Source organism: uncultured Psychrobacter sp., assembly GCF_947500265.1.
Taxonomy (GTDB): domain Bacteria; phylum Pseudomonadota; class Gammaproteobacteria; order Pseudomonadales; family Moraxellaceae; genus Psychrobacter.
Map to the genome: position 1 here is coordinate 485,056 of NZ_CANMRN010000001.1, position 16,879 is coordinate 501,934.

13 protein-coding genes are annotated in these 16,879 nt (G+C 44.6%); 9 read left to right on the forward strand and 4 right to left on the reverse strand.

Annotated elements, in window-relative coordinates; all coding sequences use genetic code 11:
- Window positions 1-41 precede the first annotated feature (41 nt).
- The gene (locus Q0788_RS02020; RefSeq protein ID WP_075106063.1) at window positions 42-557 is read left to right on the forward strand and encodes an Rrf2 family transcriptional regulator; all 516 of its coding nucleotides are present in this window, start codon (window positions 42-44) and stop codon (window positions 555-557) included.
- 125 nt (window positions 558-682) lie between these two features.
- On the opposite strand, the gene Q0788_RS02025 is transcribed toward Q0788_RS02020, so the two are convergent.
- The 3 genes from Q0788_RS02025 to Q0788_RS02035 form a co-directional block, all read right to left on the reverse strand.
- Window positions 683-1,429 carry a hypothetical protein gene (locus Q0788_RS02025; RefSeq protein ID WP_298807520.1) on the reverse strand — a complete coding sequence of 249 codons (747 nt, stop codon included), beginning with the start codon at window positions 1,427-1,429 and terminating at the stop codon, window positions 683-685.
- Between the two features lie 132 nt (window positions 1,430-1,561).
- Window positions 1,562-2,308, reverse strand: coding sequence for a hypothetical protein (locus Q0788_RS02030; RefSeq protein ID WP_298807522.1), 747 nt, complete (start codon window positions 2,306-2,308; stop codon window positions 1,562-1,564).
- Between the two features lie 309 nt (window positions 2,309-2,617).
- Window positions 2,618-3,562, reverse strand: a complete 945-nt coding sequence (locus Q0788_RS02035; RefSeq protein WP_298807523.1) for a dienelactone hydrolase family protein — start codon at window positions 3,560-3,562, stop codon at window positions 2,618-2,620.
- A 561-nt stretch (window positions 3,563-4,123) separates the two neighbouring features.
- Between Q0788_RS02035 and Q0788_RS02040 the strand changes: the two genes are divergently transcribed.
- The 8 genes from Q0788_RS02040 to mmsB all read left to right on the forward strand — a co-directional run bounded on the left by Q0788_RS02040 (window position 4,124) and on the right by mmsB (window position 15,897).
- The gene (locus tag Q0788_RS02040) at window positions 4,124-5,278 is read left to right on the forward strand and encodes an MFS transporter (RefSeq protein WP_298807671.1); all 1,155 of its coding nucleotides are present in this window, start codon (window positions 4,124-4,126) and stop codon (window positions 5,276-5,278) included.
- Window positions 5,279-5,487: 209 nt separating this feature from the next.
- The gene (locus tag Q0788_RS02045) at window positions 5,488-7,158 is read left to right on the forward strand and encodes a fatty acid--CoA ligase (protein WP_298807524.1); all 1,671 of its coding nucleotides are present in this window, start codon (window positions 5,488-5,490) and stop codon (window positions 7,156-7,158) included.
- A gap of 313 nt (window positions 7,159-7,471) precedes the next feature.
- Complete coding sequence (locus Q0788_RS02050) at window positions 7,472-9,493, forward strand: propionate--CoA ligase (RefSeq protein WP_298807526.1); 2,022 nt, start codon at window positions 7,472-7,474, stop codon at window positions 9,491-9,493.
- 343 nt (window positions 9,494-9,836) lie between these two features.
- Window positions 9,837-11,321, forward strand: coding sequence for a CoA-acylating methylmalonate-semialdehyde dehydrogenase (locus Q0788_RS02055; RefSeq protein ID WP_298807529.1), 1,485 nt, complete (start codon window positions 9,837-9,839; stop codon window positions 11,319-11,321).
- Window positions 11,322-11,540: 219 nt separating this feature from the next.
- Entirely contained in the window at window positions 11,541-12,701 is a 1,161-nt protein-coding gene (locus tag Q0788_RS02060; protein WP_298807530.1) for an acyl-CoA dehydrogenase family protein, read from the forward strand.
- A gap of 32 nt (window positions 12,702-12,733) precedes the next feature.
- Window positions 12,734-13,516: an enoyl-CoA hydratase gene (locus Q0788_RS02065; RefSeq protein WP_298807531.1), complete on the forward strand. Its 783-nt coding sequence runs from the start codon at window positions 12,734-12,736 to the stop codon at window positions 13,514-13,516.
- Between the two features lie 54 nt (window positions 13,517-13,570).
- Window positions 13,571-14,845, forward strand: coding sequence for an enoyl-CoA hydratase/isomerase family protein (locus Q0788_RS02070; RefSeq protein WP_298807532.1), 1,275 nt, complete (start codon window positions 13,571-13,573; stop codon window positions 14,843-14,845).
- 131 nt (window positions 14,846-14,976) lie between these two features.
- Complete coding sequence (gene mmsB, locus Q0788_RS02075) at window positions 14,977-15,897, forward strand: 3-hydroxyisobutyrate dehydrogenase (protein WP_298807534.1); 921 nt, start codon at window positions 14,977-14,979, stop codon at window positions 15,895-15,897.
- Window positions 15,898-16,086: 189 nt separating this feature from the next.
- On the opposite strand, the gene Q0788_RS02080 is transcribed toward mmsB, so the two are convergent.
- Window positions 16,087-16,845 (reverse strand): IclR family transcriptional regulator, encoded by a 759-nt coding sequence (locus tag Q0788_RS02080; RefSeq protein ID WP_298807535.1) that lies wholly within the window; start codon window positions 16,843-16,845, stop codon window positions 16,087-16,089.
- Between the last annotated feature and the right edge of the window lie 34 nt (window positions 16,846-16,879).

The window sequence follows — 16,879 nt, forward strand, 5'->3', positions numbered from 1 at the left end:
TAATGTGTTTAAAATATTTATAAAAATAGGAGCGCAAGTACATGCGACTGACCAACTATAGTGACTACGCGCTACGCTCATTAATTTATCTGGCTGTGAGACCAGATCCGTCGCTGCTTGCCAATATTAGCGATATTGCTGACAGCTATGGTATTTCTAAAAGTCATTTGACTAAGATTATTCATCAGCTGGGTCAGCTTGGTTATATAGAAAGTGTGCGTGGCAAAAACGGTGGCATACGCTTGGCACGTGCGCCTAAAGATATTAATTTGGGCGTATTGATCAAACAGATAGAGCCTGATTTTAATTTGGTAGAGTGCTTTGCCGTACCAGCGTCTCATAAGGATAGTGAGCAGGGCGCTCATCCGGCGGATTTGCCAGTGACATTCATTGAGGAAAAAAAGAATAAATCACTAGGCTGCGTGATTAGTCCAGCCTGTCAGCTTAAAAGCGTGTTCTTTGAAGCGCTCACCGCATTTGTTAATGTGCTTGAGCGTTATACATTAGCAGATATTCTGAACAATGAGGATGAGCTGGCTACTTTGCTATTTCGGTAGTAGCTTCGATAATAGTTTCGATATGATTATAACCAGCTCACAAAAATGGGTCGCTACATTAGTAAGCACAGTAATAGCGACCCGTTTTTATGTTTGTCAAAAATATATGTCTAAGGTGTGAGAAGTTAGGCGTTTTCTAGTTTTGGACGTGCTTTCTTAACGGCTTTCACCAGTGCTTTCTCAAACCCACCTTCTTTGAACTGAACAAGATAAGAATGCGCAGCACAGAAATTGCGTACGTCACGCCATTCATGAGCCAAATTGGTCGCCCAGTCGCAGTATTGCGCGCCAGCGTTTGGCTCGTTTTTCAGTGCTTTTTTGGTTGTAGGATGCAGTATTAGCTCAGGCAATACAGCTTCTAATAGCTTCGTTGGTGGACTCATAAAAGTATCATCTACGTGCAAGCTTTGACTGGCAGGATGATAAGCCAATAAAGAACCTGCATGGATCATCTCATTGGGCGAAATATAGTAAATGCCCTCTGACATTGAAAACTTAAGTTCAGGATAGCGTGCAGCGACTGCGTCACTTTCTACCAAATCATCTGCCCAGTTGATTCCTGGCACTTTTTTATGGTGACGGCTACTGCCATAAAACGTCGCTTGCGGGAAGTCTTTGGCCATTTGAGCACAGCTGACTGTATGAAAAGGATGTACGTTCAGCACCGCTTCGACATCTTGACCATTGTTAGTGAGTGCCATGACCTCATCTCGAACATCACCGGTGAGGGCGTAACTGTCCAAAAAGATAAATTTTCCTGATGATAGCTTGACTAGCGAGCATTGAGTGCCGATATTTAGCACGCCACCGAGACGGAATGTTCCGCGTATGTTCCAAAATCCTGCGCCTAAATCATGAATGTGATCAGTCATTTATAATTTTCCTCGTCTAGTTAATTAAATAAAATATGTAAATAAAACGAAGCTACTTTTTCACCGTAAACTTTGTTTTTCGAGTTGTTTTAGTAGTATGCGTTCTAACTCTTTACACCTTTATGTTTGTTTTTATGCCTTCTCAAGCTCAGGGCGAGCCAGATCAATCGCTGATATAAGTGCTGACTCAAATTGACCTTCATCAAATACAACCAATCCCGAGTGGGCACCGCAAAAATGACGACCATCACGCCATTTGTGTGCCAGCTCTACTGCCCAATCACAATAGTGCTTAGCTGCGTTTGGCTCAGCTTTGAGCGCTTTTTTGGTAGTAGGGTGTAAGCCTAGGTTAGGCTGCACGGCATTTATTAACTTGGAAGGGGGTATCTCAAAGGTATCATCGACATAAATGCTCTGGCTAGCAGGATGATAGACCAACAATGAGCTGGCATGAACCGTCTCGTCAGGTGAAATGTAATGGATGCCTTGAGGTATAGAAAATTGGAGTTCAGGGTAACGCGCAGCAATGGCATCGCTTTCGACCAAGTCGTCTGCCCAATTGACTTCAGGTACTTGTCTCGGATGTCGGCTACTCCCATAAAACGTCGCTTGCGGAAAGTCTTTGGCCATTTGAGCACAGTGTACTGTATGAAACGGATGAACATTGAGGACGGCTTCGACATTTTGACCATCATTGGTCAATGCCATGACTTGCTGACGCACATCACCAGTTAATGTATAGCTATCTAAAAAGATAAATCGCTCTGATGATAGTCTTATGAGCGCACATTGGACACCGATATCAAGGATACCGTTTTTGATAAATGATCCTCGAATACTCCAAAATCCTGCACCTAAATCATACATTTCATCAGTCATCAACATTGCTCCTTAATCGTTCATTTATTCAATCATTTTACTTGTTTGTAGCACCCTACAGTCGGTCCAATATAATTTGGATACAAGGAAAGCGAGTGAAAGTACTACAAGTTGTAGACTAAGCAGGCCTGACACCGTATCCAATTTATAGAAGATTGACTATATGATTATTAATTTTTATAGCAGTAATGTCTGTAAGAAAAAAGATAGAAGCAATGTAAATGTGTAAAAATAAAAAAGAGTTGTTATTCAAATGTCATCATCAGCAGTGAAGGCTGTTCTCCCTTTCGTAAGTAGATTGAAAATAGCTTATAAACAGTCTTCGTAATCATAGGCTGAGATACGAGGATCATTTTTGTAGCTTTCATTGCCACATAAGAATTTATCGAAACGGGTATCACCATTAATATAACGTTGCATCCATGCGATAGCAGGCTTACTCAATAGCTTTTCGTTAAAACGATGACTGGCACAGAAATGACTGCCGTTGTTAATCTCGACCTTCATTTTTGGACCGTCAGCTTTTTGATAAAAGATATTGGTATATTTTTTATTCGGGGCGATACGGTCATTTTCACAAGCGATGAATAGAGCAGGCGTATCCATCGCGCCATAGCTCGTATCGTGATAGGGCGTTTGTGCAATGATGGCTTGCACCGTACTGCGCTTGGTTGCCAATCGTAGCGCTCCGCCGCCGCCCATTGACCAGCCAATCGCGCCCAAACGATTTTGATCTATCATATGACCCACTGTTTCATCAGCGAGGAGATGATCGAGAGCTGCGCTCAATTGCTCAGCACGGCTATCTGGATTGTCGTAAATGGAGCTAGTATTAATAGTAATAACGACAAATCCCCAAGAGGCCAAACGCGGTCCCCACCATTTGATAGAAGACTCATACGACACGTAACCTGGTACTACCGCGATACCACCTAGCAGACCACAGTTAGTAGCATCCGTTGGATAGTGTATGGTACCGCCACCGAAGCCATTGGCTGATTGACGACTCACGTGCTTGGTACTGATAGAAAACGGACCGTTATCGCGTGTTTTTGTGAGCTCAGTAGCAGTGATAGCGTCATCCTTTATACAGTCTACTGCCGCTAGTGAGTTTGTAGCGTCGAGTGATGATCCAACTGGGTTGAGACTTTTAACGCTAGTTTCGGTCACAGTTACTTCTGCTACAGCCATCGTAGAGAAAACCAATATACTCATCGCGATAATAATTTGTGAAAGCACCATATTTTTTGTCATAGTAAATCGTATTCTAAAAAGTTGTGTGGTCGTGTATGTCTATGGGTTAGAAAAGATAAACGTAGGTAGTGTTTGTTAACTGTCAACGTCATCAATCGTTAAAGCAGTTAAGTACTTAACAAGTGCGCAAATAGCATCTAACCATACTATCCTGTATGTGCAATAAACGTAACGTTGATCTTGACCTCCTGAGTCGAAAACTGTCTTCACCGTCTCAAGTCGAAATGTGATTCCTAGTCAAGTTTTTCTACGATAATCTCGAATCCAAATAAAGAATCTATCAAGAGGCAATAACACTTTTAAACCTGAGTATATTGGTGAATGTGCTACCATAATTTGCTTGTCATTATGATGAGCATTTATCGTTTAATAATGGTGATTTTTGCTTATACATTGAGCAAAAATCACCGTTATTCCTCTCTATCATCCACGCCAGTGACGGTTATTATTTACAGTCATGGTATAACCAATATAGTCAGATCCCCTGTGAATAATTCTAAAGATCAGATCCAAGATATAACAGCTGTGCCACCAGCTCCCTCCAATCATTCAACGTCATGGATATTGAAGCTCACAATTGGTCTAATAGGTATGTTTGCTTTTTTGCAAGTGTACTCTATCCAAGCGGTGCTACCAGTCATGATGGTGGACTTTGCTGCGACTGAAGTACAGGCTGGCATGATCGTTGGTGCCACTGTATTGGCAATCGCCATCATGTCACCATTTCTGGGTATGCTCTCAGATGCGGTCGGGCGCAAGTCGTTTATCGTTGGCGCTTTATTGTTTTTAGCGATACCAACAGCACTCATTGCCCAGAGCTCGAGCATTGAATGGGTCGGCATTTGGCGCTTCATGCAAGGATTGTCCGTACCGGGTATTACGGTGGTGACAATTGCCTATATCGGTGAGGAGTTTGAGGGCCGAGCAATGACTGAGCTGATGTCCTTTTATGTGTCAGGATGCGTGCTTGGCGGCTTTATGGGTCGGTTCTTGTTGGGGCATTTGCATGAGCTGATAGGCTGGCGTCATGGCTACTATGTGATGACGGCGATGACGCTATTGGGGGCAATATGGGTCGGCAAGATGCTACCATCGTCTCGTCACTTTGTGGCCAATCCTAATTTTCGCTCAGCGATACAGACGCTGGGTGAGCATGTCACCAATCGCTATGTGGTAACAGCATGTCTGCTTGGCGCTTGCGTGCTGTTCTCCCTTGTAGGCTGCTTCACTTTTATCAATTTACATTTGGCAGATAAGCCTTATGAGCTTGGTACTGGTGCGCTCGCCAATATTTTTGCGGTATATTTGCTTGGTGTTATTATCACGCCATTATCTACGACATTGCTACGCCGATTTGGATCGGCGCGTACAGTACGGGTGGCTATCGTCGTATCTATGGTTGGGGTGTTATTGACTCTGGTCACGCCATTATGGGGGGTGATTATAGGACTGGCTATTATGTCATCTGGTGTGTTTATTACGCAGTCAGCGACTATTAGTTATATAGCGGTCAATGTGAAAAAGGGTCGCTCATTAGCTTCGGGTCTATATTATATGGGCTACTATACAGGCGGTACGCTAGGGGCATGGCTGGGTGGCATAGCTTATGCGCGAGGGCAGTGGTCTCTTACCGTATGGTTGTTATTGTTTGTGCAGGTAATGGCGTTATTAATAGCCAGTTTTGGAATGATTAAAACCACAGTACGGGCAAAGTGATTGGCTGTCTGATTTAATGTAGGCTCGGTCGGCCATCTTATGATACTTAATGTAAGACCGCTTTACACAGCGCCGCTTTTTTCTTACTATCAATAACGATGTTATTATAAAAACTAAAATGGTTAGCGCAGTAGGTTTTATGCTGCTATTAACTTGATTGTTATTGTTATTTATCCCTTATCAGTACGACAAACAAGGAAGTCAGATCTATGTCAAACATTTACCACAGTGCACCATCTGCCTACGATTATCCATTACTGGTCAAGCAGTTATTAAGCCGTGCCAAAACGGTATCGCAAGATCAAGAGATTGTGTATGCGGACAAAAAGCGCCTGACTTATAAAGAGTTGTTTGAGCGTATCAATCGCCTGGCCAATGTATTGGCAGACTTAAAGCTTGATGCAGGTGATGTGGTTGCCGTGATGGATTGGGACAGTCATCGCTATCTTGAGTCTTATTTTGCCGTGCCAATGTCAGAGTATGTTTTACAGACCGTCAATATCCGTTTATCGCCTGAGAAAATCCTTTATACCATCAACCATGCCAAGCCTAAAGTGCTCATGCTCAATTCTGAGTTTGCGCCATTGGTTAAAGACTATCAGTTTGAAAATTCAAGTATTGAGCATATTATCTGGCTAGATGACAATGGTGTCACGGCTGAAGGTATCTTTGGTAGCAATCAAAGCCGTGTCACAGGCGAATATGAAGCGCTATTAGAAGCTGCCAATAGCGATTTTGATTTCCCAGATTTTGATGAAAATACCATTGCGACGACCTTTTATACCTCAGGCACGACAGGTGATCCAAAAGGGGTTTTCTTTAGCCATCGTCAGCTAGTGCTACATACACTAGCAGAAGCGGCAACCTTGGGTATGCTGCCTGATAAGCAAGGCGTGAGCTATGGTGATGTCTATATGCCGATGACGCCAATGTTCCATGTGCATGCATGGGGTTTTCCATTTACAGCGACCATGGTAGGTCTAAAGCAAGTCTATCCAGGTCGTTATGCGCCTGATACGTTAATGGATTTGATTGTCAATGAAAAGGTCAGTATCACCCATTGTGTACCAACGATTTTGCAAATGGTACTCAAAGAAGCACAAGATCGCGACGCTAGCTTTAATGGTCTAAAAATGATTATTGGTGGTTCAAGACTGACAGAAAGTCTAGCCAAAACGGCCATGGCCCAAGGCATTGAGGTCTATACAGGCTATGGTATGTCGGAGACAGCGCCGCTTATTAGTTTAACGGGATTTAGCCTCGATGAGCCTGAAATGACTGAAGAAGAAGACATTGCCCGTCGTTGTATGACAGGTAAACCAGTGCTTATGGTTGATGCTCAGGTATGGGGTGAAGGCAATAAGTCAGTAGGAACTGGACCAGACAATACAGGCGAGCTGGTATTGCGTGCACCTTGGTTGACCCAAAGCTATCTCAAAAATGACGACGCTGGCAAAGAGTTATGGGAAAATGGCTATATGCATACCCAAGATATCGCTTACATACGTCCTGATGGCTATATCAAAATCACCGATCGCTTAAAGGATGTGATCAAATCAGGTGGTGAGTGGATTTCATCACTAGAGATTGAGACTATTTTATCACTACATCCGTCAGTAGCCGATGTGTCAGTGATTGGGGTGCGTGATAAGCAATGGGGCGAGCGTCCGTTGGCTTTGGTGGTGCTAAAGCCTGATGCTAAGGATACTAGTGCTGATGATATCAAAGCGATTGCAGAAAAAGCGGTAGAGCGCGGTATCATTCCTAAGTATGGTGTGCCAAGCCAGTTTAAGTTCGTTGATGAGCTACCAAAAACCTCTGTTGGTAAACATGACAAAAAAGTCATGCGTGAGATGTATGCCAATCAAACTGAGATATAATTAGTATTAGTTAAATGTTCAAATATTTGTATTCGTCAAAATGTAGCGCGTATTACACACTTAATAGTTGACCTTTCCGATAGGCTCTGCTACATTTTAAACCGATACGATATGTATCGGTTTTTTAATTCTGGCAAGGATGACCAGTATTTACTAAGACATGGTTTTTTATAGTTGAAGCATTTTAGAGTTGGTAACAGCCAATTGCACGCAGACAGTGCACCGTGCGAGGTGAGTACCGTGACAACTTATTGAGTGCCTTAACTATAAAATACTATTGCCTCATTTCTCGTTTATGCTAAGGACAGCTACTATGAGCGACCATTCCCTATCCCCAGTTTCCACCCAAACGACAGACACGCCAAACTTCGCTGATATTTATCATGAGTCTATTACGGATCGAGAGCAGTTTTGGGCTGAGCAGGCGAAGCGTATCTATTGGCATAAAGAGCCTGAGCAAATTCTAGATGACAGTAATCTGCCTTTTGCCAAATGGTTCGTCGGCGGTGAGACAAATCTTTGTTATAACTGCGTCGATCGCCATCTAGCAGACCGGGCAGAGCAAGATGCTTTTGTGTGGGTGTCATCAGAGATTAATCAAGAATTGATAGAAACCTTTCCAGCGGTCGTTGATTCGTTTAAAGATTTAGGTAACAACGTTGAGTTTTATACAGACTATACCAAGCGACGCCTGACTTATAATGACTTGTATAAAGAAGTTAATTATTTCGCAGATGTGCTACAACGTCACGGTATTGGCAAGGGTGACCGTGTCATTATCTATATGCCGATGATATTGGAAGCCGCTTATGCCATGCTGGCTTGTGCGCGTATTGGTGCCGTCCATTCAGTCGTGTTTGGTGGGTTTGCCGCCCATAACTTGGCTATCCGTATGGATGATGCCGAAGCAAAAATGGTCATTACCGTAGATGCAGGGCTACGCGGCGGTAAGGTCGTCAATTATAAAAACCTAGTCAATCAAGGCGTCGAGCAAGCATCTGTTAAGCCAGAGCATGTACTGGTGGTCAATCGCGGTATATTGCCATTTGAGGCAAAAGACATCGATGTCGATTATGCGACCGAGCGTCGTCATAGTTGTGAGGCCAATGCAGTCGTAGATCCAGTTTGGCTTGAGTCAAACACCCCGTCTTATCTGCTTTATACTTCTGGTACTACTGGCACACCAAAAGGGGTGCAGCGGGATACAGGCGGTCATGCAGTTGCGCTGACGACGTCAATGGATTATGTCTATGATGGCAAGGCGGGCGAGACGTTTTGGGCAATATCTGATATTGGTTGGGCCGTTGGGCACTCTTATACGATCTATGCGCCGTTACTGGCGGGTATGACCAGTATCATGTATGAGGGCTTACCGCATATGCCAAACCCTGGCATCTGGTGGCGCATCGTTGAAGCAAATAAAGTCAATATTCTATTCACCGCACCCACAGGTGTGCGCATGCTCAAAAAACAAGACGAAAGCTGGATGACGCGTTACGATGTGTCTAGTGTGAAGTCGTTCTTTCTCGCAGGTGAACCACTTGATGAGTCAACGGCTAGTTGGTTGACTCAGCACCTAGGCGTGCCAATTTTAGATCACTATTGGCAGACAGAGTCTGGTTGGCCAATCTTGAGCCATACGCCAAAGTTCAATCATAAGCCGCACAAGCAGGGGTCACCTGGTTACCCGATGTATGGCTATGAAGCGCATGTCATCAATGAGGAGACTGGCGATTCTTGTCAGGCTGGCGAAAAAGGATTGCTTGCAATTAAAGCACCACTACCGCCTGGTTGTCTCACCACGGTATGGCGTAACGACGAGCGCTTTATTAGCAGCTACTTTGGTCTGTTTGATGGTCAGCAGTACTCAACCTCGGACTATGCAGTGACAGATGAAGAGGGTTATTTTTATATCTTAGGTCGTACTGATGACGTGATTAATGTCGCAGGACATCGTATAGGCACACAAGAGATTGAAGAGGCAATCAGTACGCATCCAGAGATGGCAGAGTGTGCCGTGGTGGGTATTCAAGACGAGCTAAAAGGTGAGCTACCTATTGCGTTCTGCGTCCTAAAAGATCAAACGCAAATTGAAACCACCGAAAACCGTTTCCGTATCGAGCAACAAGTGATAGGCGCTGTCGTCAAATCTTTGGGCGGCATTGCCCGACCAGCTGCTATCTACTTCCCGCAGGCACTGCCAAAAACTCGCTCTGGTAAAATCTTACGTCGCTCAATTCGTGCTCTAGCGGAAAACCAACCGACAGGAGATATGTCAACGCTTGATAACCCAACTGCTATTGATGCGATCAAGCAGGCGATGAAAGATTATTGATTGGTATAAATTAGCCTCATACAAAAATAGTGATGTTGTTCATCGCGTATCAAAGTCAGGTTAATTTCAAAAAGCTCATGAGTCATCATGGGCTTTTTTGTTTTTGTTATTTAAACAATTTTTATAAGAGCACGTGCTATTAAAATAAACTTAGCAAAAATTTCGATAAAGCGCTTGACCGTAAAAATGATTTATTGTTATAGTCAATAACGATACAAAATAAATCATTTTAAAATTTAGTTTTTAATAATGTTTTATAGTCAGATACTCATCGCTTTTATTTTTCTAATAAATATCTAGGTGCCGTCACACGGTAGTCTCGCAAAAAAGATAAGGATATCTTATGCACCACGTTCAACAGCTCATCAATGGTCAGTTCGTACAATCAAACACCGACGAATGGATTGATATCACTGATCCAGCGACGCAAGAAGTCATTGCCAAAGTGCCACAAACTACTAATGATGAGATTAACCAAGCTGTCGCAGCCGCACAGACTGCGTTTGAGACATGGCGCAAAACGCCAATCACCACGCGTGCGCGTATCTTTTTAAAGTATCAGTCTCTGATTCGTGATCATATGGATGAGTTGGCAGAAATCTTGACCGCAGAGCAAGGAAAGACGATTGCTGATGCACGCGGTGATGTGTTCCGCGGTTTAGAAGTGGTAGAGCATGCCGCTGGTATCGCCAATTTGCAAATCGGCGACTTTGTAGAAAACGTCGCATCAGGCGTTGATACTTATAGTATTTGGCAACCACTCGGTGTTTGTGCTGGTATTACGCCATTTAACTTCCCCGCGATGATTCCGCTATGGATGTTCCCAATGGCGATTGCTACGGGTAATACATTCATCCTAAAACCGTCTGAACAAGATCCGATGGTGACTATGCGCTTAGTTGAGCTAGCGATTGAAGCGGGCGTACCAGAAGGCGTGCTGAATGTGGTACATGGTGGTAAAGCAACCGTCGATGCTATCTGCGACCATCCAGATATCAAAGCCGTTTCTTTCGTAGGTTCTACTAACGTTGGCAAACATGTCTATGAGCGTGCAAGCCAGTCAGGTAAGCGTGCCCAGTGCATGATGGGTGCCAAAAATCATGGCGTTATCCTGCCTGATGCCAATAAAGAGCAAACGCTCAATCAGCTAGCAGGCGCAGCATTCGGTGCAGCGGGTCAACGCTGTATGGCGCTGTCGGTCGTCGTACTAGTAGGCTCAGCTGGCGAGTGGATTGATGAAATTAAAGCAAAAGCGGAAAGCTTGGTCGTCTCAGCTGGGAAAAATGACAAAGACTTGGGGCCACTTATTTCTCCTGCCGCAAAGGCCCGTGTCGAGCATTTGATTGGGACTGGCGTAGAAGAAGGTGCGAGCTTGATTCTAGACGGTCGAGGAATTACCGTTGAAGGGTTCGAAAAAGGTAACTTCGTTGGCCCAACTATCTTTGATAATGTCACAAGTGATATGCAAATTTATAAAGAAGAAATCTTTGGCCCAGTACTATGTATCATGCGTGCTAATAGCTTGGACGAAGCGATTGAACTACTGAACGCCAATCCACATGGCAACGGTACGGCGATATTTACTCAGTCAGGGGCGGCTGCACATAAATTCCAGCAAGACATTCAAGTTGGTCAAATCGGTATTAACTTGCCAATCCCTGTGCCACTTCCAATGTTCTCCTTCTCAGGCTCACGTGGCAGCAAGCTTGGTGACTTAGGTCCTTATGGTAAGCAAGCGGTCCAGTTCTATACTCAGACCAAGACTGTGACGGCACGTTGGTTTGATGATGAAGCAAGCCGCGGTGTCAACACAACGATTTCAATTTAATCGTCAGCTCATTGTCTTTTCAGTATGACATTTTGTGTTTTCGGTATGACGATCATGCGACTTGCGGTACTATTAAACGCACTTTTATTATCGTTATGCCGCTATCATGTCGCGCTAATGTCTTATAAAATCTCTGACCAACATTTTCATTAGAGCTTTTATTAACGTTTATCTGAGATTTAAGCCCTATATTTGATCTATAAGAACAAGGATGACCCTATGGATTTTTCATTGACCGATGACCAAGTCGCCTTTCGCCAAACCGCCCGTCAGTTTGCGCAAAAAGAGCTAAAGCCAAATGCTGCTGAATGGGATCGTAACTCGCATTTCCCAATAGATGTGATCAAAAAATCTGGTGAGCTTGGATTTTTGGGGCTATACACCAATCCAGAGTATGATGGCTTGGGCCTGCCAAGACTGGACTCAGCGATGGTATTCGAAGAGCTTGCATGGGGCGACACGGCTGTAGCAGCGTATATGAGTATTCATAACATGGCCGCATGGATGATTGGTGAATATGGCAGCGATACGCTATGCAAAAAATATCTGCCCAATATGGTCAGCGGTGAGTGGCTTGGCAGCTATTGCTTAACAGAACCAAACGCAGGGTCTGATGCAGCTTCTTTACGTACCAAAGCGGAGAAGCAAGGCGAGCATTACGTACTGAACGGTGAAAAAACCTTCATTTCTGGCGCAGGCTCAACCGATGTATTGGTAGTGATGGCGCGTACTGGTGATGCTGGGCCAAAAGGCGTGTCAGCGTTCGTTGTAGACGCCAATAGTGCTGGTATCGAATATGGCAAAAACGAGCACAAAATGGGCTGGAAAGCACAGCCGACACGCACGACTAGCTTTAAAGATGTAAAAGTGCCAGTAGAGAACCTGATAGGTGAGGAAGGTCAAGGCTTTCGTATCGCTATGAAAGGGTTAGATGGTGGCCGTATTAATATCGGTATTTGTGCGGTAGGTACGGCACAGGCTGCACTAGAGACCGCAACCAGTTATGTACAAGAGCGTAGTCAATTTGGTAGCCCAATTGCCAGCTTACAATCGGTACAGTTTAAACTTGCTGATATGTTGACTCAGACCATTGCCGCACGCCAAATGCTGTATCTAGCAGCTGATAAAGTTGACAACAACGATGGACAAGCGTCTACCTACTGCGCAATGGCAAAACGTCTGTCTACAGATCTTTGTTTCGATGTTGCCAATGAAGCCCTGCAGTTGCATGGCGGCTATGGTTATCTAAATGAGTATCCGCTTGAGCGCCATGTACGAGACTTACGTGTGCATCAAATTCTGGAAGGTACCAATGAGATCATGCGTGTGATTATTTCACGTCAAGTTCTACAGGATGAAGGGTTAAACCAGCTACGCTAATTTATCTCGTTTTACTGAAACAAGGATGTTTTATGACAGATTATACAAATCTACAGCTATCAATTGATGGTCATACCGCAACGTTGACGTTGAATAACCCACCGGCACATACGTGGACGATGGACAGTCTACAAGCGCTTAAGCAGCTCATTACCGACCTCAATGCTAACGATGATGTATATGCACTGATCGTGCATGGAGATGGCGAAAAGTTCTTTTCAGCCGGTGCAGATTTAAACAACTTCTCAGACGGTGATAAAGGCCGGGCAATAAGCATGGCAATTGCATTTGGTGAGGCGTTTGAAGCATTGTCTGCCTATCGCGGTGTCAGTATCGCTGTCATCAATGGCTATGCGATGGGCGGCGGACTAGAGTGTGCGCTCGCATGTGATATCCGTATTGCAGAAGCGCATGCCCAGATGGCACTGCCAGAGACAGGCGTAGGATTATTGCCATGTGCTGGCGGCACGCAAAATCTACCTATGTTAGTAGGGGAAGGTTGGGCTAAACGCATGATACTGTGCGGTGAGCGGGTTGATGCAGATACGGCATTGCATATCGGTCTGGTGGAAGAGGTCGCTGCAAAAGGTGAGGGATTGCAAATCGCTCAGGCCTTGGCAAAAAAAGTCGCAAAGCAATCACCCGTTGCCGTCAGTTATTCTAAGTCGCTTATCCAAGCGGCTAGAGACACCCCGCCTGCGCAAAACCTCATCAATGAGCGTGAAGCTTTCGTGAAGTTGTTTGATACCAACGATCAGCGCGAAGGGGTACAAGCATTCTTAGAAAAGCGTAAACCCAATTGGCAAAACAAATAAGCAGCGGTCAAAACGCTTGAGCCATTTTTATTATCTAATTTGTAGGTCACTTTTATGACAGCAGCTACGACACCGACGAACGACACTAACGCGCAAACATCAGTAAATAATGCAGAACAAGAAGCGTCTGTATTATTCAATACTGAGTCGACGGATTGCGGACATTTGATTGGGGTCATGACACTTAATACCCCAAAATCACTTAATGCACTCAGCGTTGATATGTGTCAATTGCTCTCAGCACAGTTAGAGCAATGGCAAGCCGATGACCAAGTGGTTGCGCTTGTATTAAAAGGTGCAGGCGACAAAGCGTTCTGTGCGGGTGGCGATATTCGTAAGCTCTATGACAGCATGTCTACCAGTGCACCAATGCCAAACCCGTATGCTACTGAGTTTTTCAGTCATGAGTACCGTCTCTATCGTCAAATGCACTTTTATCCGAAACCACTGATACTTTGGGGTGATGGCATCATCATGGGCGGCGGGATGGGGCTGATGGCAGGATGCAGTCATCGTCTGGTCACTGAGCGCACGCGTTTTGCCATGCCTGAGGTCACCATTGGACTGTTCCCTGATGCTTCTGGCAGTTGGTTTTTGCAGCGTATGCCTGCTAAGACGGGGCTGTTCTTGGGTCTAACTGGCGCGATGTGTAATGGCAGCGATGCGCTATTGGCCAATCTGGCAGAGTATGCTGTTGCTAGCCATGACTATGATACCGTCATGCAGCGCCTCAAACAGAGCAACTGGCAGGCAGTCGATAACACTAGCAGTTCAAATAATTGCCATGACAATAGTGCTCATAGTATTGTTAGCCGTGCACTTGCTGAACTGCCAGTCGCTGAGCTGCCTGATAGTAAGCTTGCAACATACTGGCAGCCTATTCAGCAACTGATGAATAGTGGTGGTCTGGCTGATATCGATGTGCTGCTACAAAGTGATACTGCGCTCGCACAGCTAAACCAAGACTTTGCAGAAGACAGCTGGACGCAGCGCGCAATCGCCACTTATCGCCATGGCTGCCCGGTAACGGCAGCATTAACCTATGCGTTGTATCACAAAGTCGCTGACCTATCGATCGAACAAGTACTGTATTTAGAGACCAATGTCGCAGTACATTGCGCGGCCAATCCTGATTTTAAAGAAGGCGTGCGGGCATTATTAATTGATAAAGATAGAAAGCCCAAATGGTCGCGTTCATTGGCAGACTGTCTAAGTGTAGAAGGGCAGGCGTATATCGATCAGCATTTTGGCAATCCTTATTCTAAAAACGAGCACCCTTTAGAAGGTTGGTTAGGTAGTGACGCTTTGGGTAGTCGATACGTCGGCTAACTGCCTAAAAGCACTCTATCAAGTAGGACATAAGCAAAATTCACTAATAAATACTGTTAAATAGTATGTAGCAATAGCTACATCATAAATCATCAAGGAGTGATGAGATGGGTACAAAGGATACAAGTACGATGGATAATAATAACTCTAAACCAAATATCGCCTTCATTGGGCTTGGTAATATGGGTGCGCCAATGGCAGAGAACTTATTAAAGGCAGGTTACGCGCTATCTGTGTTTGACTTGTCTGATGCAGCGACTAAGCGCTTGAAGCAAGCAGGGGCTAGTGTCGCAGAAAGTCCTAAAGACGCTGCAAGTAATGCTCAAGTCGTGATTAGTATGTTACCTGCAGGTCAGCATGTACATTCTGTATATTTAGGCGATAGTGGCTCTGATGGATTGCTCGCAGAGTTACCAAAAGGCACGCTTGTGATTGACAGTAGTACGATTGCGGCGGCTGATGCAAGGACAGTAGCAGAGGCGGCAAGTAAGCTTGGCATCGACTTCTTGGATGCGCCAGTCTCTGGTGGCACAGGTGGGGCAGTTGCTGGTAGTTTGACCTTTATCGTCGGTGGCGATGCTGCTGCTTTTGCTAAGGCTGAGCCAATACTTGCCGTGATGGGCAAAAACATCTTTCATGCGGGCGAGCACGGCGCAGGACAAGTGGCTAAAATCTGTAATAACATGCTATTAGGTATCTTGATGGCAGGGACGGCAGAGGCGATTAATCTAGGCGTCAAGAACGGTTTGGACCCTAAAGTGCTATCAGACATTATGCTACAGAGCTCAGGGCGTAACTGGACACTAGAAGTTTATAACCCTTATCCAAAAGTCATGGAAAATGTGCCCTCTAGCAATGGCTATCAAGGCGGATTTATGAGCAAGTTGATGCAAAAAGATCTAAACCTTGCGATGCAGACTGCTCAAGACACTGAAGTAGAAACACCAATGGGTGCTAAAGCAACAGAGTTGTATGCCTCACATACTGTAGAGAATGGTGATAAAGACTTTTCTAGTATTATCGGACGTCATGATGTCTCATTATTGTCTTAAACATGACTACCTTGACTATGCCTCTTTTGAATATAACCTTCTTAGACATGCTAATTTTTAGACCTACTAGTATTACGAATTTTTCGTATCACTAGTAGGTGGCATTAATTAAGAGACTGCATTTGCTAAAAAGAAAAAGGTCTACGCTAAAATCATAGCGTAGACCTTTTTTATGTCTAATAGACTCTATTAGCTTTGCAGATCGTAGACGAGCGCCTGAACGTCTTGTGCGGCTTTTTGTAGGCGTGGTACATGAGTCAGCAAATCATCTAATGATACCCGTATGGTTGGTGCATGCAGATAGAGAGAAGCCAGATAGCGTGACTTTTTGTCCAGTATAGGCACAGCCACTGCGACCATCTCAGAGATAAACTCCTCATTATCGATGCCGATACCAGTATCAGCAATGCGATCAAGCTCGGCATTTAATGCATCGATATCAGTAATCGTATTCTTAGTGAACTTATCTAGTGGCAACCCTTGTAGAATTTTCATACGGCTAGTCGTAGATAATTGGCTTAGATAGAGCTTACCAGTCGCTGTACACCACATAGGTGACTTTGCCCCGACAGGAAGATAAATCTGCAGTGGCAAGGTAGTCTGAGCGCGGTTGGTATAGATCATATCCATATGATAGGGAATGCCAATACCGCAGGTTTCTTTTAGCTCATCAACCAGTTTTTGCAAAATCATCTGTCGCTCGTTAAAGAACAGTCGTTGTTGCCATAACTCAACGCTCAAATTGCGTACGCGCTTACCAGGGATAATGCCGCCACCAATATCAACAGTCAAAAAACCATCATCAACCAAGTTTTGAATCAATCTATGAATGGTCGGTTTAGGTATATCTAGCTCCTGTGAGAGCTCTAGTGGAGAAAGCGGTTTTGAAGCATAGGACACTGCTTCGATGATTTCTAGGACACGGGTAATCGACGATACTTTAGGCATATATATGACTCAGTAGGAGTAAAGAAATAGAGCA

Excerpts from the sequence above, each read along its gene's own strand:
- Q0788_RS02050 (WP_298807526.1), top strand. The coding sequence starts at position 7,472 with ATGAGCGACCATTCCCTATCCCCAGTTTCCACCCAAACGACAGACACG.
- Q0788_RS02025 (WP_298807520.1), bottom strand. The coding sequence starts at position 1,429 with ATGACTGATCACATTCATGATTTAGGCGCAGGATTTTGGAACATACGC.
- Q0788_RS02065 (WP_298807531.1), top strand. The coding sequence starts at position 12,734 with ATGACAGATTATACAAATCTACAGCTATCAATTGATGGTCATACCGCA.
- Q0788_RS02080 (WP_298807535.1), bottom strand. The coding sequence starts at position 16,845 with ATGCCTAAAGTATCGTCGATTACCCGTGTCCTAGAAATCATCGAAGCA.
- Q0788_RS02045 (WP_298807524.1), top strand. The coding sequence starts at position 5,488 with ATGTCAAACATTTACCACAGTGCACCATCTGCCTACGATTATCCATTA.
- Q0788_RS02070 (WP_298807532.1), top strand. The coding sequence starts at position 13,571 with ATGACAGCAGCTACGACACCGACGAACGACACTAACGCGCAAACATCA.
- Q0788_RS02060 (WP_298807530.1), top strand. The coding sequence starts at position 11,541 with ATGGATTTTTCATTGACCGATGACCAAGTCGCCTTTCGCCAAACCGCC.
- Q0788_RS02030 (WP_298807522.1), bottom strand. The coding sequence starts at position 2,308 with ATGACTGATGAAATGTATGATTTAGGTGCAGGATTTTGGAGTATTCGA.
- mmsB (WP_298807534.1), top strand. The coding sequence starts at position 14,977 with ATGGATAATAATAACTCTAAACCAAATATCGCCTTCATTGGGCTTGGT.
- Q0788_RS02055 (WP_298807529.1), top strand. The coding sequence starts at position 9,837 with ATGCACCACGTTCAACAGCTCATCAATGGTCAGTTCGTACAATCAAAC.
- Q0788_RS02020 (WP_075106063.1), top strand. The coding sequence starts at position 42 with ATGCGACTGACCAACTATAGTGACTACGCGCTACGCTCATTAATTTAT.
- Q0788_RS02035 (WP_298807523.1), bottom strand. The coding sequence starts at position 3,562 with ATGACAAAAAATATGGTGCTTTCACAAATTATTATCGCGATGAGTATA.